The sequence below is a fragment of the Mycobacterium palustre genome, assembly GCF_002101785.1.
In the GTDB taxonomy this organism is placed as follows: Bacteria; Actinomycetota; Actinomycetes; order Mycobacteriales; family Mycobacteriaceae; genus Mycobacterium; species Mycobacterium palustre.
Window position 1 is genome coordinate 1 of record NZ_LQPJ01000154.1, and the last position, 20324, is coordinate 20324.

Below are 20324 nucleotides of genomic sequence, written 5' to 3' on the forward strand. Positions count from 1 at the left end.
CGTGGAAGCCGCCCCCGCCGCCGCCGCTGCGGCTCGCCTTGTTGACCTTAGCGGTGGCGTACCGCAGGGAGGGGCCGATCTCGTCGACCTCGACCTCGACCACGGTGCGCTTCTCGCCTTCGCGGGTCTCGAAGGAACGCTGCTTGAGCCGCCCGGTGACGATGACCCTGGCGCCACGGGTGAGGCTCTCCGCCACGTTCTCCGCGGCCTCCCGCCAGATGTTGCACCGCAAGAACAGCGCCTCGCCGTCCTTCCATTCGCCGCTCTGCCGGTCGTAGATCCGAGGCGTGGACGCGACGGTGAAATTCGCCACGGCAGCACCCGACGGAGTGAACCGGAGTTCGGGGTCAGCGGTCAGGTTGCCGACAACGGTGATAGTGGTGTCACCAGCCACAGTTTCCTCCTCGTTCCGCCCGGGGCATCGCCTGGAATCGGTGAGTGGTCATTAGGGTCTCGCTGAGCGTACGCAGCGGCGCCGACGGCGGACAGTCAGTGCTTGTCGGTGCGCATCACCTTGGTGCGCAACACCGACTCGTTCAGGCTGAGTTGGCGATCGAGCTCGCTGACCGTGGCCGGCTCGGCCTTGAGGTCGATGACGACGTAAATGCCCTCGGCGTGCTTGGCGATCTCGTAGGCCAGCCGGCGCTTGCCCCAGATGTCGACCTTGTCGACGGTTCCGCCGTCCTTGCGGACGACGTTGAGGAACGCCTCCAGGGACGGGGCCACGGTGCGTTCGTCGAGCGTGGGGTCGAGAATGACCATGATTTCGTATGGACGCATGGAAACCTCACCACCTCCTCTGGTCTTGAGCGGCCACGGTCGGTCCGTGGCAGGAGGGTCGCCTGCGTCGGCAACCGCACCAGGCTACAGCAATCGCCACTGAGCTGCGAAATCGCTCTCAGGCGTCAGGCGGTCAGCCTGTCGTAGGCGTCCAGCACCTCGGCCACGGTGAGCTGCGGGCCGCGGGGATCCTTCGCGTTGTCGTCCCAGCGTCGCAGCCTGACCGCGGCGTCGGCGCCGGGTTGCGCCCGGAACGCGGCGACCTCCGCCTCGGTCGGGGTTGCGGCCGCCGCCGGACCCGTTGCCGCTCCTGCTGGCGTCGGCGCTTTGACCGCACGCTGCGAGCAACAGCGCAGTCATCAGCACCGCCGCCCCAGCAAAGCCGATCGAGCCTCGGGGGCAAGTGAACATCCGGCTTCTCCTTCTCGCGGCGCGCAGCAGTCGACCAGATGGTTCTGCGCGCGGGTGCAGGCCAGGGGAAGGGTTGGTTACCGGACGGCGAATTCCGATTGTGAATTGGCTCTAGTCGACCGCATGAGTGTCGACTTCGATTCGGGTGGCTGCCTCGGGCGCGCCCGGGGCCGACCGTCGCGCGCCGCGTGGATGCAGCCAGCCGGGCAGCCAACGCGGCGGCGCGTCGTGGGCACGGTCGAAGGGTCCGCCCGACGGGTCGTCCACCCGTCCGCCCCAGCGCACCAGGTCCTCGTCGGGCCGGTAGATCCGCCGAATCACCAACGCGCACAGCGCCATCACGGCGATGTCACGCAGCAATACCGTCGTGGTGAAGAACTGCTCGGGAAGCCCCCGGTTCGGATCGCCGTACAGAAAATACATCCGCGGCACCCACACCAGCGCGTCGATTGTCATCCAAGCCAACAGGATTCGTCGATGCGGCAAGGCCAACACCGCCAGCGGCACCAGCCACAGCGAAAACTGCGGGCTCCACACCTTGTTGGTCAACAAAAAGGCCGCCACCACCAAGAACGCCAGCTGGGCCAGCCGTGGGCGCCGCGGAGCGGTGAGCGCGATGTACGTTATTGCCGCACAGCACAGCGTGAACAACACGGCGACGACGGCGTTCAGCACCGTCGGCGGCTCCCAGAAACCGAGCTTCGGATCGAAGCCGGGCCAGCCGGTGAATGACTTCACCACGTTGTACAACGAGTCCATGTCGTCGCCGCGGCGGGTGTTGAGGCGGAAGAACTCCGACCATCCCCGCGGAAAGAGGACGAGCACCGGAAGATTGACCAACAGCCACGTCGCCAGCGTCGCTGCGGCGGCCCGGCCGAAGGCGCCCAAGCGCCCGGTCCGGATGCCCAACACCAGCATCGGTCCCAGAAGCAACAGCGGGAAGAGCTTGGCCGCGGCGCCCAACCCGATCAGCACGCCGGCGAGCACGGGTTTTCGCCGTGCCCACGCCAGCAGGCCACCGACCGCGAAAGCCGTTGCCAGCGCGTCGAAATTGGTGAATATCTGAAAGATCAGCAACGGCGAGGCGCCCACCAGGGCCGCGTCCCAGACGCGCCTGCCCGACAGGCCGGCGGTTGCCCACACCGTCGCCAGCCAGGCCAACGCCAACCCGAACGCCGCGACGTCGAAGAACATCACCACCTCGGCGACCACAGGCAGGGGCGCGACCTTGGTCAGCGCGGTGTAGGTCTTCGCCAACGCCATCGACACGTACTGATAGATGCCGGTCACCACCGGATACTCCATGTACCGCACCGCGGGCTGCCCGTCGTAGCGGGTCTGCGGCGCGCCGCTCGGGTCGGTCTCTATCCAGCTGGACTTGTACGGAAATTTGCCCTGGTTCAACAACTCCGCGTTGTAGAGGGCGACCGTATCGGAGTAGCACAACTCGTAGTACGCGCGCTGGTTTTCCCAATTGGCCACCCGCTGGTCGCCCGAACCGCCGCCCGTGCTCTGCAGGCAGGCCGCCTTCGTCGACCAGCCCAGCGCCAAGAACACCAGCGTGATCAAGAACATGACGCGCACCGGGGTCATCACGCGGTTCCGCCCGATCAGCGCGTGCCGGCCGACCGGACCCCCCACGACCTCGGCCAGGGCCGCGCCCAAAACGTCGCTGCGGCTGGGGCAATCCCGGTTGTCGGCGCTGCGCAGATCGGCGGCCAGGGGCACCGGTGAGATCGTCGCGCCTTCCCGCTGGGCTTCGGTCACGGTGGCGGCGGCGGAGCTTGCGGCCCACCGGGCGGGACGCCGCCCTGGTAGGGACCGCCCGGCTGATTGCCGCCCTGGAACGGGCCACCGGGCTGGGCGCCGCCGGGTGGCGTGCCGCCCGGCTGAAAGCCGCCGGGAGGCGGGGGCGCGTTGGTGATCGTCGTGGGCGGCCCGACCGGAATCGTGATCCCGGGCGCCACCTCGATCGTCGGCTGGATCACCGTCTCCGAAGGCGGCGCCGGCGGCGGGGGCGGCGCGGCGGGCACCCCCGCGTAACCGCCGATTTCGCTCGGTTTGGGGAAGCTTTCGTTGGGTGTGCCCTTCAGGGCCCCGTCCATCGTCGACTTCCAGATGTCCGACGGCAGGCCGGAGCCGTAAACCTCTGCGCCCGAGGATGTTACGAGCGGCACATTGTCGGCAACGGTGCCCACCCACACGGCCGTCGACAGGGACGGCGTGTATCCGACCATCCACGCGTCTTTGTTGGCCTTGGTGTCGCCCAATTGCACCGTGCCGGTCTTGGCCGCCGACGGGCGTCCGCCGGCGAGGTTGTGGCCGCGCGAATAGCCGGCGATGGGCTGCATCGCGGCGGTGGTGTTGTCCGCGACTCCCTTGTCGATGCGCTGCTCGCCGGCGTTGTCCGAGCCGCCGGCATCAAAAAGAACCTGGCCCTCGGAGTTGACCACCTTCTGCACCAGGTGCGGCCGGTGGTAGACGCCCGACGCGGCCAGCGTGGCGTACGCCGAAGCCATGTCGATCGGCCGGGTTTGGTACTGGCCCAGCACGATTCCGTTGTTGGGCGGGCCGCCCTTGCCGTCCTCGGACAGCGTGTGCGGCACGCCGGGGAAGCTGGTTGCCACGCCGGCCTGATGCGCGGCGTCGGCGACCGCCTGCGGGCCACCCTTTAGCTTGAGCATCAGCCGGTAATAGGCCGTGTTGAGCGAAAGCTTAAGCGCCTCTGCGATATTGCAGGTGCCGCAGCTCTCGCCGTCGACGTTGGTGATCTTGATCCCGTCCACGGTCAGCGGGGAGCTGTCGACCTGGTAGCCCAGGCCGATGCCTTGTTGGAGGGCGGCCACCAGCGCGAACACCTTGAACGACGATCCGGTCTGCAGCCCGGCCTGGGCGAAGTCGAAGCCGTTGGCGTCGGCGCCGCCGTAGTAGGCGCGTATCGCGCCGTTGTGCGGGTCGACGGAGACGACGGCGCTGCGCATGTCCGGGTCCTGCCCGTCGAGGTATTTCGACACCGCCTTCTCGGCGGACTGCTGGGCCTTCGGATCGATCGTGGTGGTGACCTGGAGCCCCTGGGTGTTCAGGGTCTGTTCGTCGATGTTGAACAGCTCCATCAGCTCCTTGGTCACCTGGCGCTCGATCAGCCCGTTGGGGCCAGTGGTCTGGTTCTGCGCGCGGGCGAGATCGGGTGGCACCGTCGGCGGGAAGACCTGTGCGGCACGGTCGCTCGGCGAGAGGGCCTTGGTTTCCACCATGCCGTCGAGCACCCAGTTCCAGCGATCGGTCGCGCCTTTGGGGTCGACGGCGGGGTCCAGCGAAGACGGCCGCCGGATCAACGCCGCCAGCAGCGCCCCCTCGGCGACGGTGAGCTGTTCGACCGGCTTGTCGAAATAGGCCTTGGCGGCGGCCGAAATGCCGTAGGCGCCGCGGCCGAAGTAGATGATGTTCAAATACGCTTGCAAGATATCGTCTTTGGACCACTCCCCCGACATCTTGGTGGCGATCACCAACTCCTTGGCCTTGCGCATCAGGCCGCTGAGACCGTGTTGGGCCGAGCCGACGAGCGCATTCTTCACGTACTGCTGGGTGATCGTCGAGCCGCCCTGCAGGTCGCCATGGCCGAAAAGGTTGTTGTTCATCGCGCGGACGAGAGCGGTGAAGTCGAACCCGGGATTGGAATAGAAGTTGCGGTCTTCGGCGGCGATCACGGCCTGGCGCACGTGCACCGGTACCTGGCTGATATTGACGTCGACCCGGTTGCCTTCGGGCGGAACGATTTTCGCGATCTCCGAGCCGTCGCTGGCCAGGATGGTCGAGACCTGGTTGGTGCGGATGTTGCCCGGCTTGGGGATGTCGACGATGAAGTACGCCATGGTGAAGGTGACGATCGGCAGCAATACGAGCACCGCCGCGCTCAAGTACGCCGCCCGTCGCACCCACAACCAGTTGATCTGGTTTACCCAGCTCCAGCCCGCCCCCGGCCGGGGCGGCCGGCCTCCCGGTGCGCCGGTCCCGCCGGGGCGCCCGGGTGGGGGCGGCGGCCCCTGCGGTGGGCCGCCGGGCACCGGCCCGCCGCGTCGCGGAGGCGTTGCGGCGCGCCCGTCCAGCGCGGCCCTGACCTCGTCGAGCGGGTCCCGCTGCGGCGCCGGCGCCGCGGCCGGGCTGTCCAGCGCAGCCTTGACCTCCTCGATCGGGTCGCGGCGCCGGGGTGACCGGTCGTCGATGACCGGCGGCAGCACCGTCGTCAACCGGTCGTCGGGGCGAAGCGGACGGCCAGGATTGGCCGGCCGGCCGGTATTGGTGTGCTTGGCCACGTCCTCGGTCGCCTTTCCGTTCGCGTCACGCGACGGCGGGTCCGGGCGCCCCTCGTTGCTCAAGTCGGTTCCGCGGCCGTTCGGGCGCCGTTGCGCGCCGTCCGGGTGCCCCGCGGAGGAGGAGCCGGGCGTGCGGCACCCATCACGTACGACTTCACCAAGTGGTTCCAACTGCAGGTGCGGCACACCTCGACCACGTGGACCGAAAACTCCTCGAAGCGCGTCGCCAACATCACCAATTCCTCGGCCGTGCGCGCCGAGCCCGACACCGCACCCAGATGGTCACCGAACACCCACGAGACCAGGGTCAGTTGCTCCTTTCGGCAGATCGGGCACATCACCTGGCTAGGCTTCCCATGAAACTTGGCCGCGCGCAGCAAATATGGGTTGGCGTCACAGACCTCGGTCACTCCGGTCCGGCCGGAGTAGACCTCGGCGAGCAGCGAGCGCCGCCGAAGCGCGTAGTCCACCACCTGTCGCTGCAGTCGCACGCTGACCAGAGTACGTGGCCACCCGGGCGACCGACACGCAACCGAGGGCGCCGCACGTCGCGGCGCCGAACCCACGCCGGACTTCGACGAGCGCCGGCGCGGACTTGCGCTCGGCGCGCCGGACACCCCGTACATGACTCGGGTGCGGCCTTCTGGCCGACGACGGCGCCTTCAGGCAAACATGCCGCCGGCACAAGGGGCCCCCGCCGCGGGCGGTTAACGCCCCGGCAACGCGGTGACTAACATCGCGCCAACGCCAGGTGGTGTTGTGGCGAATATATCGAGGCGATACTATTGCGCGAGGCGTCGGACCGCTAAATCGTTCGGGCACACAGCCATGCAAAGGGGGTGAATCGTTGCTTGAGCTTGCCATCCTGGGGCTCCTCATCGAATCGCCCATGCACGGCTACGAGCTGCGCAAGCGGCTGACGGGATTGCTCGGCGCGTTCCGGGCATTCTCGTATGGCTCGTTGTACCCGGCCCTGCGGCGCATGCAGGCCCAAGGGCTGATCGCCGAGAACGCCGCCCCCGCCGGGACCCCGGTGCGGCGCGCCCGGCGGGTCTACCAGCTGACCGACGCGGGTCGCCGTCGCTTCAGTGAGTTGGTGGCCGACACCGGTCCGCACAACTACACCGACGACGGCTTCGGGGTCCACCTGGCGTTCTTCAACCGCACACCGGCGGAGGCGCGGATGCGCATCCTGGAAGGCCGCCGCCGTCAGGTCGAGGAGCGGCGCGAAGGTCTGCGGGAGGCGGTGGCGCGAGCTAGCAGCTCGTTCGACCGCTACACCCGGCAGCTGCACCAGCTCGGGCTGGAGTCCAGCGAGCGGGAGGTCAAGTGGCTCAACGAGCTGATTGCCGCCGAGCGCGCCATGCCCGGCCTTTCCGAACAGACATAAACCCCTGCACGAACCGACACGAAACACCAAGACAAAAAGTATTGAAGTGAGGAGAACGCCCTATGAGTGACCACAAGCCGTTTGGGGCGCCGGAGGCGCAGTCGGAGGTGCGAGTCGCCATCGTCGGCGTCGGAAACTGCGCGTCTTCGCTGGTTCAGGGCGTCGAGTACTACCAGAACGCCGACGAGACGTCGACGGTGCCGGGCCTCATGCACGTGCGGTTCGGCCCGTACCACGTCCGCGACGTCAAGTTCGTGGCCGCGTTCGACGTGGACGCGAAGAAGGTCGGCTTCGACCTGTCCGACGCCATCTTCGCGTCGGAGAACAACACGATCAAGATCGCCGACGTCGCGCCCACCAACGTGGTGGTGCAGCGCGGGCCCACCCTCGACGGCATCGGCAAGTACTACGCCGACACCATCGAGCTTTCCGACGTCGAACCCGTCGACGTGGTGCAGGTGCTCAAGGAAGCCCGGGTTGACGTGCTGGTGTCGTACCTGCCGGTGGGCTCCGAGGAGGCCGACAAGTTCTACGCCCAGTGCGCCATCGACGCCGGGGTCGCGTTCGTCAACGCGCTGCCGGTGTTCATCGCCTCCGACCCCGTGTGGGCCAAGAAGTTCGCCGACGCCGGGGTGCCGATCGTCGGTGACGACATCAAGAGCCAGGTCGGTGCCACGATCACCCACCGGGTGCTGGCGAAGCTGTTCGAGGACCGGGGCGTGCAGTTGGACCGCACCATGCAGCTCAACGTGGGCGGCAACATGGACTTCCTCAACATGCTCGAGCGCGAGCGGCTGGAGTCCAAGAAGATTTCCAAGACCCAGGCGGTCACCTCGAACCTGCAGCGCGAGTTCAAGACCAAGGACGTGCACATCGGCCCGTCCGACCACGTGGGCTGGCTCGACGACCGCAAATGGGCCTACGTGCGGCTCGAGGGCCGCGCGTTCGGCGACGTGCCGCTGAACCTGGAGTACAAGCTCGAGGTGTGGGACTCGCCGAACTCGGCCGGCGTCATCATCGACGCGGTGCGGGCGGCCAAGATCGCCAAGGACCGCGGCATCGGCGGCCCGGTCGTCCCCGCGTCCGCCTACCTGATGAAGAGCCCCCCGAAGCAGTTGCCCGACGACGTCGCGCGGGCGCAGCTCGAAGAGTTCATTACCGGGGCCTAACCGTTCGCCCCGCGAAAGTGCAACTGGCGACAGCCCTTCTGAAATGTGCCGCCGGTTGCATTTTCGCGGGTCGCTAGCCTGGTCTTCGTGACGGAGATTTCCGAAGACGAACTGGCCGGGCTGTCCGAGTTTTCGCTGCTGTCGGAGAACGCTGAGCAGGCCGGCGTCGACGGCCCGCTTCCGCCGGTCAAGCGGGTGGACGCAGGCGACATCAGCGCGCTGCGCTGGGGTTCCGCTCCCCCGCGCATCGTCTTTCTGCACGGCGGCGGGCAGAACGCCCACACCTGGGACACCGTGATCGTCGGTCTCGGCGAGCCCGCGCTGGCCGTCGACCTGCCCGGGCACGGCCATTCGGCCTGGCGTGAGGACGGCGACTACTCCCCGCGGCAAAACGCCGACGCCGTGCTGCCCGCCCTGCGGGAGTACGCGCCGAGCGCCGATCTCGTGGTCGGCATGTCGCTGGGCGGGCTGACCGCGCTTCGTCTCGGCGCGGTGGCGCCCGAGCTGGTCAACGAACTGGTGCTGATCGACGTCACCCCGTCGGCCTTGCAGCGGCACTCCGAGATGACCAAGGAGCAGCAGGGCACCGTGGCGTTGATGCACGGCGAGCGGGAGTTCGACAGCTTTCAGGCCATGCTGGATTTGACCGTCGCCGCCGCGCCACACCGCGAGGTGAAGGCGCTGCGCCGCGGCGTCTTCCACAATTCCCGCCGCCTCGACAACGGCAAGTGGGCGTGGCGTTACGACGCCATCCGCACCTTCCCGGACTTCGAGGGATTGTGGGACGACGTCGACAGGTTGTCCGCGCCGATCACCCTCATCCGCGGTGGCTCGTCGGGCTTCGTCAGCGACGACGATGCGGCCGAACTCGCCAGGCGCGCAAGCAATTTCCGCGCGGTGCACGTCGTCGAAAACTCGGGCCATTCGGTACAAAGCGACCAGCCGCGCGCGCTGATCGACCTGCTGCGCGGGGTGCTCGCGCGTTGAGGCTTACGGAGGTCGTATGACTTCCGGCACCGGCGTTCGTATCGGCGACATCGCATTCAACTAGGGCCGAGCAAACGTCGCGCGGCGTCACGCTGCCGACCGTCGGCGGCGGCGGCCCCGATCACCGCCTCAGCGCCGCCGAGGCGCTGTGCAAGTGGCGCGATAACCGTTAGCTCGGCCGACTTCCGTTCGCCTCCAGTTCATCGGCCAAACACCTTAACGAACGCGCCAAGTCATGAGAAACTCTCAGCGCCGGATGGCCGCAATCACGCGTGGAAGGCACTCAAGAAACGGATGCCAAAAAAATACGGGATCAAAGAAAAGGACCAGGTCGTTTCGCACATTTTGAACCTGGTGCTGACCGGAAAGTTGCGCAGCGGGGACCGCGTCGACCGCAACGAGATCGCCATCGGCTTGGGAGTCAGCCGCGTCCCCATTCAGGAGGCGCTCGTCCAGCTTGAACACGATGGAATCGTGTCCACCCGCTATCACCGGGGCGCCTTCGTCGAGCGGTTCGACGAGGCGACCGTCCTGGAACACCACGAGCTCGACGGCCTGCTCAACGGCATCGCCTCGGCGCGCGCCGCCGCCAACCCCACCCCACGGATCCTCGGACAGCTCGACGCGCTCATGCGATCGTTGCGTGCGGCCAAGGAAGCGCGGGCCTTCTCGGAGATCGCCGCGGAATATCGGCGCACGATCAACGACGAATACGCCGGCCCGCGGCTGCACGCCACGATCCGCGCCTCGCAGAACCTCATCCCCCGGGTCTTCTGGATGACTTATCAGTGCGGCCGCGACGAGATGCTGCCGTTCTACGAGGACGAAACCTCGGCAATACAGCGGCGTGACCCCGAAAGCGCGCGCGCCGCGTGCGTCAGCCGGTCGAACCTGATGGCTCAGACGATGCTGGCCGAACTGTTTCGGCGCAGGGTCTTTTCGGCGCCCGACGACATCGGCCAGGTCGTTCCGGGCAACCTCGGCGTGTTCGCGGGTGCCGACCGGACCCGCAGCGAGCCGTCCGTCGCGCTCTAAACGAGCCGGATCGCCGCCGTGCCGATACGGTGGCGGTGATGAATCTGTGCGTGGGCCGGCGCACGAGGCGCCCGGGGGGAAAACTGCTCGCAGTGGCCGCGACGACGGTGCTTGTGTGCGGGGTCGCGTCGTCTCCCCTCGCGGCGCCGGCGGCCGCCGACATAAACCAGTGCGCGCCAGCCGGTTTGAGCGCCGCGACCGCCTTGCCTAAAAATTTGACCGAGGCCCCGACCATGGGCCTGGACGACCAGCACACCACTCCGGGCGTCGAACCGTTGAGCGCGGTCCGCGTCGACGCGTTGGGGCTGGGCGATCCCGGTGTGCTGACCGTCGGCACGCTGTCGGACGCCCCGCCCAACATCTGCGTCAATCCCACCGGCGAATTCAGCGGCTTTGACAACCAGTTGCTCAAAGCCATCGCGGCCAAGCTCGGCCTGCAGGTCCGCTTCGTCAGCACGGATTTCTCGGCGCTGCTCGCCCAAGTGGCTTCCCGGCGCTTCGACGTCGGCTCGGCGTCGGTGAAAGCCACCGACGCGCGGCGTCGCACCGTCGCCTTCACCAACGGCTACGACTTCGGCTTCTACTCGCTGGTGGTGCCGCCCGGCTCGGCCATCCACAACTTCGGTGACCTTGCGGCCGACCAGCGCATCGGCGTGGTCCAGGGCACCGTCGAGGAGTCGTACGTCGTCAACACGTTGCACCTGCAACCGGTGAAGTACCCGGGCTTTGCCACGCTGTATGCCAACCTCAAGATGCGGCAGCTCGACGCGTGGGTGGCACCCGGCACCCTCGCGGCCACCTTGATGCGGCCGGGCGACCCGGCGGTGGTGGTCGCGAACGCCTTCACCCCGGGCGACTTCATCGCCTATGCGGTCGCCAAGGACAACCAGCCCCTGGTCGATGCCCTCAACGCCGGGCTGGACGCCGTGATCGCCGACGGTACCTGGGCGAACCTGTACTCCCAGTGGGTGCCTCGGGCGTTGCCGCCGGGATGGCGACCCGGGTCTAAGGCCGCGCCCGCGCCCCACCTGCCGGACTTCGCCGCGATCGCCGCCAGCCAGCACCACAAGGAGGTGGGCCCGGCCGCGCCGAAATCAACGCTCGCCCAGCTGCGCGACTCGTTCCTCGACTGGGATCTGTATCGGCAGGCCATCCCCACCTTGTTCACCACGGGGCTGCCCAACACGCTGATCCTGACCAACAGCGCCCTCGTCATCGGCCTGGCGCTGGGCATGGTGCTCGCGATCGCCGGAATCTCGCACAAACGCTGGCTGCGCTGGCCGGCACGGGTGTACACCGACATCTTCCGCGGCCTTCCCGAGGTGGTGATCATCCTGATCATCGGGATGGGGCTGGGGCCGTTGGTGAGTGGGCTGACCGACAACGATCCCTACCCACTGGGCATCGTCGCCTTGGGCCTGATGGCCGCGGCCTACATCGGCGAGATCCTGCGCGCGGGCATCCAGAGCGTCGACCCCGGTCAGCTGGAAGCGTCCCGCGCGCTGGGATTCAGCTATCCGGCGGCGATGCGGCTGGTGGTGGTGCCGCAGGGGATACGGCGGGTGTTGCCGGCACTGGTGAATCAGGCCATCGGGCTGTTGAAGGCCTCGGCGCTGGTGTACTTCCTTGGCCTGATCGCCGGTCAGCGTGAGCTCTTCCAGGTGGGCCGGGACCTCAACGCGCAAACCGGTAGCCTGTCGCCGCTGGTGGCCGCCGGCCTGTTCTACCTGATATTGACCGTTCCGTTAACGCATTTGGTGAATTACATCGACAACCGGCTGCGCCGCGGCAGCAGCGCCGCGCAGCAGGGCGAGCCGGCGCACCTGCTCACGCCCGCGCTGGGCCAGGAGATCACGTGACCGCCGAAGCCGCGGCCCGCGCGCCGGTTTCTTTGGAAGCCAAGGGGATTCACCAAACGTTGGGCGGGACGGCGGTGCTGCGCGGCGTCGACCTAAAAGCCCCCGCGGGCAGCACGGTCGCTATCGTCGGGCCGTCCGGGTCGGGTAAGTCGACGCTGCTGCGCACCCTGAACCGGCTGCACGAGCCCGACAGTGGCGACATCCTGCTGGACGGCCGGTCGGTGTTGCGCGACGATCCCAACCGGCTCCGGCAGCGCATCGGCATGGTGTTTCAACACTTCAATCTGTTCCCGCACCTGAGCGTGCTGAAAAACGTTGCGCTGGCACCGCGCAAGTTGCGTGGACTGTCCAACGACGCCGCGCAAGAGCTCGCGCTCGCTCAGCTGGACCGAGTTGGCCTGAAGCACAAGGCCGCTGCCCGCCCCGGCACGCTGTCCGGCGGCCAGCAGCAGCGCGTGGCGATCGCGCGTGCGCTGGCGATGGCCCCGCAGGTGATGTTTTTCGACGAGGCGACGTCGGCGCTGGACCCCGAAATGGTGAAGGGGATTCTGCAATTGATCGCCGACCTGGGGCGCGATGGAATGACCATGGTCGTGGTCACCCACGAAATGGGATTTGCGCGGTCCGCGTCGGATACGGTCGTTTTCATGGACAACGGCAAAGTCGTGGAATCGGGGCGGCCCGAGCAGATATTCGAAGCCGCTAAGACCGAGCGGCTGCAGCGTTTCCTGTCCCAAGTGCTTTGACGCTTATAACTGGCCCGCGATAGCTACCTTGTACGCCACCAATATCGGGTTAGACTCCCGACTTATGGCGGACAGCGAATCGACCGCACCCGAGGTGACGGAGCTTGCGGAAGGTTTGCACCGTGCGCTGTCCAAATTGTTTTCGATTCTGCGGCGCGGGGACCCGAGCGGCGTGGTCGCCGGGGACCTGACGTTGGCGCAGCTGTCGATTTTGGTGACGTTGCTCGACCAGGGGCCCATGCGGATGACCGACCTGGCGGCGCACGAGCGGGTACGGACCCCGACCACAACCGTCGCGATCCGTCGCCTGGAGAAAATCGGGCTGGTCAAACGCTCCCGCGATCCGTCCGACCTGCGGGCCGTGCTCGTCGACATCACGCCTCGAGGTCGGGCCGTGCACGGCGAATCTCTGGCCAATCGGCACGCCGCGCTGGCCGCGATGCTCAGCCAACTGCCACCGTCCGACCTGGAAACCCTCACGAAGGCGCTGCCGCCACTGGACCGCCTGGCCGCCGGCGAGTCGGGCGCCGCGGGAGAGCCGCCGGCGCGCAAGCAGGCGTGAAAGCCCCTTTGCTGCAACGGGATTAGCGTCATCCGTAGGCTAGGGGACATGCCAACTGCACTCATCACCGGCGCGAGCGGCGGCATCGGCTCGGCCATCGCCACCGCGCTCTCACCGACGCACACCCTGTTGCTGGCGGGCCGGCCGTCCGACCGCCTCGACGCCGTCGCCGAGCGGCTCGACGCCACCACTTTTCCGCTGGACCTGACCGATCCCGCAGCGATCGAGGCGGCGTGCGAAATCGTCGACGAACTCGACGTCCTGGTGCACAACGCGGGGGTGTCGATCCCCGGCCGTGTCGCCGAATCGGACGTCGACCAGTGGCGTGCCACGTTCGCGGTCAATGTCTTTGGGGCGGTGGCGCTTACGCTGGCCCTGCTGCCGGCGCTGCGCAGTGCCGGTGGTCACGTCGTGTTCATCAACTCCGGCGCCGGGCGCAAGGCGTCGCCCACCATGGCGTCCTATTCGGCGAGCAAGTTCGCGCTGCGCGCGTTCGCCGACTCGCTGCGCGACGGCGAGCCGGACCTGCGCGTGACCACGGTCTACCCCGGCCGCACCGACACCGAGATGCAGCGCGAACTCGTCGCGTTCGAAGGGGGCCAATACGACCCCGCCGAGTTCTTGAGGCCCGAAACCGTCGCGGCGGCGGTCGCCGACGCGGTGGCCACACCCGCCGACGGGCACGTCCACGAGGTGGTGCTTCGGCCCCGGGGCCTTAGGCGCGTTTAGACGACCAGGTTGACCAGGCGCCCGGGGACCACGATCACCTTGCGCGGCGTGGCGCCGGCCAAAAACGCCTGGACCTTGTCGTCAGCCATGGCAGCGGCTTTGAGTGTGTCCTCGTCGGCGTCGGCGGCCACCACGATCCGCCCACGTACCTTGCCGTTGACCTGTACGGGGTATTCGACGGTGTCGTCGACGAGATAGGCGGGGTCGGCCCGCGGGAAGGGCCCGTGCGCCAGCGACGTGGTGTGTCCCAGCCGCAGCCACAGCTCCTCGGCCAGGTGCGGGGCCAGCGGCGCCAGCATCAGCACCAGCGGCTCGACCGCCGCGCGGGGCACCGCGTTGCGGTGTTGCTTGGTGAGGTGGTTGGTGTACTCGATGAGCTTGGCCGCCGCAGTGTTATTGCGCAGCGCCGCATAGTCTTCGGATACACCGGCGATGGTGCGGTGCAGCGCCCGCAACGTCGCGGTATCCAGCTGTTCGTCGGCTTGGTCGGCCACGCGCAGCTCGCCGGTCTGCTCGTCGATCACCAGCCGCCACACCCGCTGCAGGAACCGGTGGGCGCCCACGACGTCCTTGGTGGCCCACGGCCGGGACGCCTCCAGCGGGCCCATCGACATCTCGTAGACCCGCAGCGTGTCGGCGCCGTACTCGTCGCAGATCTCGTCCGGCGAGATCGAATTCTTCAGGCTCTTACCGATTTTCCCGAATTCCTGGAAGACCTCGATCTCCCCCTCGGGGGCCGGGTAGAAGAACTTGTTTCCGCGCTCGATCACCCGCTCGGCCGGCACGTACGACCCGCGGGCGTCGGTGTAGGCGAAGGCCTGGATGTAGCCCTGGTTGACCAGCCTGCGGTAGGGCTCCCGGGAGCTGACGTGGCCCAGGTCGTATAACACCTTGTGCCAGAACCGCGCATACAGCAGGTGCAGCACCGCATGCTCGGCGCCGCCTACGTACAGGTCGACGCCACCGGGGTCATCCGGGCCATGCTCGGCGGGCCGCGGCCCCATCCAGTAGGCTTCGTTTTCCTTGGCGCAGAACCGTTCCGCGTTGTGCGGATCGGTGTAGCGCAGTTCGTACCAGGAGCTGCCGGCCCACTGCGGCATCACGTTGGTGTCGCGGGTGTAGGGCTTCAGGCCGTCGCCCAGATCCAGCTCGACGTGCACCCAGTCGGTGGCCTTGGCCAGCGGCGGCGACGGCTCGCTGTCCGCGTCGTCGGGGTCGAACAGCACCGGCGAATAGTCCGGCACATCCGGCAGCTCCACCGGCAGCGCGGCCTCGTCGAGGGCGTGCGGGCGTCCGTCGCTGTCGTAGACGATCGGGAACGGCTCACCCCAATACCGCTGCCGCGCGAAAAGCCAATCACGAAGCTTGAATTCGATACGGGCCCGGCCTCGGCCCTCGGCCTCAAGCCGGGCGGTGATGGCCGCCTTGGCCGCGGCCACGTCCATTCCGTCGAGGTAGCCGGAGTTGACCAGCACGCCGTCACCCGTATGCGCGGCCTGCGAAACGTCGCCTCCCGCAATCACTTCCACGATCGGCAGACCAAACTCATGGGCGAAGTCCCAGTCCCGCTGGTCGTGGCCGGGGACCGCCATGATGGCCCCCGTGCCGTAGCCGGCGAGCACGTAGTCGGCGATGAAGATCGGCACCGGTTTGCCGTTCGCCGGGTTGGTGGCGTAGCTGCCCAGGAAGACGCCGGTCTTCTCCCGGCTCTCCTGGCGCTCCAGGTCCGACTTGGCGGCGATCGCGCGGCGGTAGGCCGCGACGGCCTCGGCCGGGGTGGCGGCGCCGTACGTCCAACAAGGATCGGTGCCGTCGGGCCATGCGGTGGCCACCAGGTCGTCGACCAGGTCATGCTCGGGGGCCAGCACCAGGTAGGTGGCGCCGAACAACGTGTCGGGCCGGGTTGTGAACACCTCGATGTCCACCGGGGCGCCATCGGCTCTGGCGGCCGCGAACAGCGCCTGGGCTCCGGTGGAGCGGCCGATCCAGTTGCGCTGCATCGTCTTGACCTGCTCGGGCCAGTCCAGCACGTCCAGGTCGTCGAGCAGTCTGTCAGCATAGGCGGTGATGCGCATCATCCACTGCCGCAACCGTTTCCGGAAGACCGGGAAGTTGCCGCGGTCGCTGCGACCGTCCGCGGTGACCTCCTCGTTGGCCAGCACCGTGCCCAGCCCCGGACACCAATTGACCATCGAATCGGCGCGGTACACCAGGCGGTGGCTGTCGATCACGTCGGCCCGCTCCCCCGCCGACAGCTCGGCCCACTCGCGCCCATCGTCCAGCCGGCGCGCGCCCGAATCCAATTCGGCGATCAGCTCGGCGATCGGACGGGCCTTGTTGGCCGCGGTGTCGAACCACGCGTTATAGATCTGCAGGAATATCCACTGGGTCCACCGGTAGAACTCGACGTCGGTGGTCGAGAAGCTGCGCCGGCTGTCGTGGCCCAGGCCGAGCCGACCCAGCTGGCGCCGGAAGTTGACGATGTTTGCCTCGGTCCGGGTGCGCGGGTGGGTTCCCGTCTGCACCGCATACTGCTCGGCCGGCAGGCCGAAGGAGTCAAACCCTAAGGCGTGCAGCACATTACGCCCGGTCATTCGGAAGTAACGGGCGTAGACGTCGGTGGCGATGTAGCCCAGCGGGTGGCCGACGTGCAGGCCCTCCCCCGACGGGTACGGGAACATGTCCTGCACGAACAACTTGTCGCCGGGCACCGGGTTTCCGTCCGCGGGCGCGAGGTCGCCGACCGGGTTGGGGACGTGGAACGTCCCCAGCCTGGCCCAGTTGCTCTGCCAGGTGCTTTCGATGCGGGCCGCCAACCCCGCGGTGTAGCGGTAGGGCGGCGCATCGGACTCCGGCGCGGGGGCGCCGCGGACGCTTCCGGGCGCGGCGGTCGGGGATTCGGTCACCTGAACAGGGTATAAGGGCTCCCGCGGCGGGCCAGCCGGCCACAGGATGGTCTCAGTTCCGTTGCGACGGGTCAGAGGTTCATCCCAGCTCTATTTCGGGCCTGTTCACCGCGTTTGACCACTGGTTACAGTCGGCGTCTAGCCATGGGAGCTGGTACCCCGGCCATTGGAAGGACCGACGCAGTTGATTCAGATCGCACGTCCGTTGCGGGTACTCGCAGGAGGTCTGGTCGCCGGCGCGATCGGTGTGACGGCGTTCACCGCCGCCACCGCATCGGCCGATCCTTTGCTTCCGGCGCCGCCCGCCCCCGTCCTCCCCGCGCCGGTGGCGGCGCCCCAGAACGTCGTCGCCGCGCCCGCACAGCCTCCCAGCAGCAGGCTGCTCGCCACCCCGCCCGCGGCCAACGCAGTCACGCCACCCAACGGGTCCGTGGTGTCCGCGCCGGCGACCACCATGCCGACGGCGCAAACGCCGGCGGCCTCCGGCACGATCCGGGAATACCTGCAGGCCAAGGGCGTTCGGCTGGAGCCGCAGAAGCCCCAGGGATTCAAGGCGCTGGACATCACGCTGCCGGTGCCGCCCCGCTGGACCCAGGTGCCCGATCCGAACGTCCCGGACGCGTTCGCGGTGATCGCCGACCGGCAGGGCAGCAGCATCTACACGTCGAACGCGCAGGTCGTGGTGTACAAGCTCGTCGGTGACTTCGACCCGAGGGACGCCATCACGCACGGCTACGTCGACAGCCAGAAGCTGCTGGCATGGCAGACGACCAACGCGTCCATGGCCGACTTCGGCGGTTTTCCGTCCTCGATCATCGAGGGCACCTACCGCGACGGCGACATGACGCTGAACACCTCGCGGCGCAACGTCATCGCCACCTCCGGGCACGACAAGTACCTGGTGTCGCTGGCGGTGACCACCGACCGCGCGGTGGCGGTCGCCGACGCGCCGGCCACCGACGCGATCGTCAACGGATTCCGGGTGACCGCGCCCGGCGCCGCCGCCCCCGCTGTGGCCCCGACATCCGGCACAGCCGCCCCCGTCGGGGTGCCCGCGCAGACCCCCGGCGCGGCGCCGGTCGGACTTCCGGCCCAGACGGCCGGAGCGGCGGTCGGGCTTCCCACGCAGCCGGCCGCACCGGTACAGGTGGCCGCGCCCAACCAGTTGGTCGCACCCGGTCAGGTGGCGACCTCGAACCAGCCGGCCGTGCCCAATCAGGTGGCGGCGCCCCGCCCCAACCTGCTGACGATGGTGCCCGGCCTGCCGCCGCTGCCGAATTTCTCGTTCCTGCAAGGGCATTAACAACGCGGTCGGAGCCGGGTGCGCGCATCCGGAGGCGGCCTCGTATTGTGAGGCCCATGTTGATCGCGGGCGTGCTGTGCATGTGTGCGGCGGTGGCCTCCGCCGGGTTCGGGACCTGGTCGCTTTCGCACGGGCGGGCTGGTGACGGCGCCGCCACCACTCAGCTGGCGCTGCGCGCCATGGCGCCGACCCAGCTGGCCGCCGCGGTGATGCTGCTCGCCGGCGGGGTAGTGGCGCTGGCCGCGGCCCCGCACACCGCCCTGGTCGTGCTGATCGTCTGTGTGGTGGGGGCGCTCGGGACGCTGGCCGCCGGCTCTTGGCAGTGCGCGCGGTTCGCGCTGCGCCGCGAAGCTGCCACGCCCGCGTGTGTGGGCAGCTGCACCGTCTGCACACAGTCCTGCCACTGAGGCCCGCGGGCCGATGAAGCCGTCATGCTGAAACGGCTGTCGGCGATTCCGGTCGATTCGTTCCTGCTCGCGCTGGCCGCGACGGTGACCTTGGCCGCCCTGTTGCCCGCCCACGGGCACGCCGCCGACGTCGTAGAGATCGCGGCCAAAGCGGCGATCGCGCTGCTGTTCTTTCTCTACGGCACGCGGCTGTCGCCGCAGCAGGCCTGGCACGGCGTCCGGCAATGGCGGCTGCACGTGCTGGTGTTGGCGACGACGTTCGTGCTGTTTCCGGTGCTGGGGCTGGCGGCGCGGGCGCTGGTGCCCTCGGTGCTGACCATCGACCTCTATAACGGCCTGCTGTTTTTGTGCCTGGTCCCCTCGACGGTGCAGTCATCGATCGCCTTCACGTCGATCGCGCGGGGCCACGTGTCGGCGGCGATCGTCAGCGCGTCGTTGTCCAACATCCTCGGCGTGGTGCTGACCCCACTGCTGGTGGTGCTGGTGATGAACGCCAGCGGCGCGCCGCACGTGAACGGCGGCGCGGTCCGCGACATCATGGTGCAGCTGTTGCTGCCGTTCGCCGCCGGGCAGCTGGCGCGGCCCTGGCTCGGGGCGATGATCGCCCGGTACGCGGCGGTGCTGAAGGTCGTCGACCGGGGCTCGATCCTGCTGGTGGTTTACGCGGCGTTCGCGATGGGTGTCGTCAAAGGGATTTGGCGCAGCGTCGACGCGTGGCGCCTGGTTTCGGTGACGATCGTGTCCGCCGTGCTGCTGGCGGTGGTGCTCGCCGGCACCACGGTCATCGGCCGGCTGGCGCGGCTCGATCGGGGCGACGGGATCGTGCTGCTGTTCTGCGGTTCGAAGAAGAGCCTGGCGTCCGGACTCCCGATGGCCCTGGTGCTTTTTCCCGCCGCCACCGTCGGGTTGACGATGTTGCCGCTGATGATCTTTCACCAGATCCAGCTGGTGGTGTGCGCGGTGATCGCGAGCAGGCTCGGGCGGAAGGCCGACGAAAACGCCCTGCCGCCAACGGCTCCAGCGCGTGATGCGGGGGAGCGGCCCTAGTTTCTGCTGACGTCGATCGGGTGGGTGGCAAGCAGCGACAGCGGCAGCGGCTGGCGGCGCAGAACCTGCCCCCACAGATCGGTCCTCGGCCCGACCAGAACGTCGGACGGCAACGCGGACAGCACGATCCAATCGTCACGCTCGATCTCGCCTTCGAGCTGGCCGATGGTCCAGCCGGAATACCCGGCGAAGATGCGCACGCCTTCGACCAGCGGTGCGATCAGGTCGGGCTCGGCGTCCAGGTCGACCATGACGATCCGGCCGGCGACATGCCGCAGGCCGGGCACCCCCTGCGGATCGGCGCCGACGCGCAACGCCGCCAGGCACAGCGCCGCGTCGCGCTTGACCGGCCCGCCGATGAACATCGTCTTGGGCTTGGCCGACAGTTTGGCCCACTGCGGCAACACGTTGTAGACGGCGGTCTCGCTGGCCCGGTTGAGCACGACGCCTAACGTGCCGCCGTCGTTGTGCTCGACGATGTAGATGACGCTGCGCCGAAACGTCGGCTCGAGAAGATCGGTGTTGGCAAGCAGCAAGGTGCCCGCACGCACGCGCTGCGCGGCGGGTGCGATGTAGTCCTCGGGATCTTCGGGTGGCGGCACCAGACCATCATCGCACCTCCGCTTCCGCGGCCGGGACAATCGAGCGTGGCGCGCACATATTTGTACTGTTGGCCCGGC

18 protein-coding genes and 1 pseudogene are annotated in these 20324 nt (G+C 68.2%); 12 read left to right on the forward strand and 7 right to left on the reverse strand.

Annotated elements, in window-relative coordinates; genetic code table 11:
* From AWC19_RS27670 to AWC19_RS27690, 5 genes are all read right to left on the reverse strand, one after another.
* On the reverse strand, positions 1-394 hold a 394-nt coding region (locus AWC19_RS27670; RefSeq protein ID WP_142281452.1), incomplete at its 3' end, for a single-stranded DNA-binding protein.
* 95 nt (positions 395-489) lie between these two features.
* On the reverse strand, positions 490-780 hold the full coding sequence (rpsF, locus tag AWC19_RS27675) for a 30S ribosomal protein S6 (RefSeq protein WP_085081262.1): 291 nt from the start codon (positions 778-780) through the stop codon (positions 490-492).
* Between the two features lie 522 nt (positions 781-1302).
* Positions 1303-2958, reverse strand: a complete 1656-nt coding sequence (locus AWC19_RS27680; protein ID WP_085081263.1) for a glycosyltransferase family 87 protein — start codon at positions 2956-2958, stop codon at positions 1303-1305.
* Positions 2955-5504 (reverse strand): transglycosylase domain-containing protein, encoded by a 2550-nt coding sequence (locus tag AWC19_RS27685; protein ID WP_085081287.1) that lies wholly within the window; start codon positions 5502-5504, stop codon positions 2955-2957. The genes AWC19_RS27680 and AWC19_RS27685 overlap by 4 nt, the downstream gene beginning before the upstream one ends.
* A 59-nt stretch (positions 5505-5563) precedes the next feature.
* Complete coding sequence (locus tag AWC19_RS27690) at positions 5564-5995, reverse strand: DUF5318 domain-containing protein (protein WP_085081264.1); 432 nt, start codon at positions 5993-5995, stop codon at positions 5564-5566.
* A 356-nt stretch (positions 5996-6351) separates the two neighbouring features.
* Here AWC19_RS27690 and AWC19_RS27695 point away from each other — a divergent pair, with 356 nt between their 5' ends.
* From AWC19_RS27695 to AWC19_RS27730, 9 genes and pseudogenes are all read left to right on the forward strand, one after another.
* Positions 6352-6894, forward strand: a complete 543-nt coding sequence (locus tag AWC19_RS27695) for a PadR family transcriptional regulator (RefSeq protein ID WP_085081265.1) — start codon at positions 6352-6354, stop codon at positions 6892-6894.
* Positions 6895-6956: 62 nt separating this feature from the next.
* Entirely contained in the window at positions 6957-8063 is a 1107-nt protein-coding gene (locus tag AWC19_RS27700; protein WP_085081266.1) for an inositol-3-phosphate synthase, read from the forward strand.
* A gap of 87 nt (positions 8064-8150) precedes the next feature.
* Positions 8151-9050: an alpha/beta fold hydrolase gene (locus tag AWC19_RS27705; RefSeq protein WP_085081288.1), complete on the forward strand. Its 900-nt coding sequence runs from the start codon at positions 8151-8153 to the stop codon at positions 9048-9050.
* An 83-nt stretch (positions 9051-9133) separates the two neighbouring features.
* Positions 9134-9223: pseudogene (locus AWC19_RS31025) on the forward strand (LLM class F420-dependent oxidoreductase); the annotation flags it as partial.
* A gap of 121 nt (positions 9224-9344) precedes the next feature.
* A complete protein-coding gene (locus AWC19_RS27710) occupies positions 9345-10085 on the forward strand; it encodes a GntR family transcriptional regulator (protein WP_085081267.1) in 741 nt (246 codons plus the stop codon).
* Between the two features lie 38 nt (positions 10086-10123).
* Complete coding sequence (locus AWC19_RS27715; protein WP_085081268.1) at positions 10124-11944, forward strand: ABC transporter substrate-binding protein/permease; 1821 nt, start codon at positions 10124-10126, stop codon at positions 11942-11944.
* Entirely contained in the window at positions 11941-12690 is a 750-nt protein-coding gene (locus AWC19_RS27720; RefSeq protein WP_085081269.1) for an amino acid ABC transporter ATP-binding protein, read from the forward strand. Before AWC19_RS27715 ends, AWC19_RS27720 begins: the two co-directional genes overlap by 4 nt.
* 64 nt (positions 12691-12754) lie before the next feature.
* Positions 12755-13252: a MarR family winged helix-turn-helix transcriptional regulator gene (locus tag AWC19_RS27725; RefSeq protein ID WP_085081270.1), complete on the forward strand. Its 498-nt coding sequence runs from the start codon at positions 12755-12757 to the stop codon at positions 13250-13252.
* Positions 13253-13300: 48 nt separating this feature from the next.
* A complete protein-coding gene (locus AWC19_RS27730) occupies positions 13301-13981 on the forward strand; it encodes an SDR family oxidoreductase (protein ID WP_085081271.1) in 681 nt (226 codons plus the stop codon).
* On the opposite strand, the gene leuS is transcribed toward AWC19_RS27730, so the two are convergent.
* Complete coding sequence (gene leuS, locus AWC19_RS27735) at positions 13978-16887, reverse strand: leucine--tRNA ligase (RefSeq protein WP_085081272.1); 2910 nt, start codon at positions 16885-16887, stop codon at positions 13978-13980. The genes AWC19_RS27730 and leuS overlap by 4 nt on opposite strands.
* A 184-nt stretch (positions 16888-17071) precedes the next feature.
* Between leuS and AWC19_RS27740 the strand changes: the two genes are divergently transcribed.
* The 3 genes from AWC19_RS27740 to AWC19_RS27750 are packed head-to-tail and all read left to right on the forward strand — an operon-like array spanning position 17072 to position 19644.
* Positions 17072-18190 carry an LpqN/LpqT family lipoprotein gene (locus AWC19_RS27740; RefSeq protein WP_085081273.1) on the forward strand — a complete coding sequence of 373 codons (1119 nt, stop codon included), beginning with the start codon at positions 17072-17074 and terminating at the stop codon, positions 18188-18190.
* Between the two features lie 56 nt (positions 18191-18246).
* On the forward strand, positions 18247-18597 hold the full coding sequence (locus tag AWC19_RS27745) for a hypothetical protein (RefSeq protein ID WP_085081274.1): 351 nt from the start codon (positions 18247-18249) through the stop codon (positions 18595-18597).
* Between the two features lie 27 nt (positions 18598-18624).
* Positions 18625-19644, forward strand: a complete 1020-nt coding sequence (locus AWC19_RS27750; RefSeq protein ID WP_245849375.1) for a bile acid:sodium symporter family protein — start codon at positions 18625-18627, stop codon at positions 19642-19644.
* Here the strand turns inward: AWC19_RS27750 and AWC19_RS27755 are convergent.
* Positions 19641-20249, reverse strand: a complete 609-nt coding sequence (locus tag AWC19_RS27755) for a YqgE/AlgH family protein (RefSeq protein WP_142281453.1) — start codon at positions 20247-20249, stop codon at positions 19641-19643. The genes AWC19_RS27750 and AWC19_RS27755 overlap by 4 nt on opposite strands.
* Between the last annotated feature and the right edge of the window lie 75 nt (positions 20250-20324).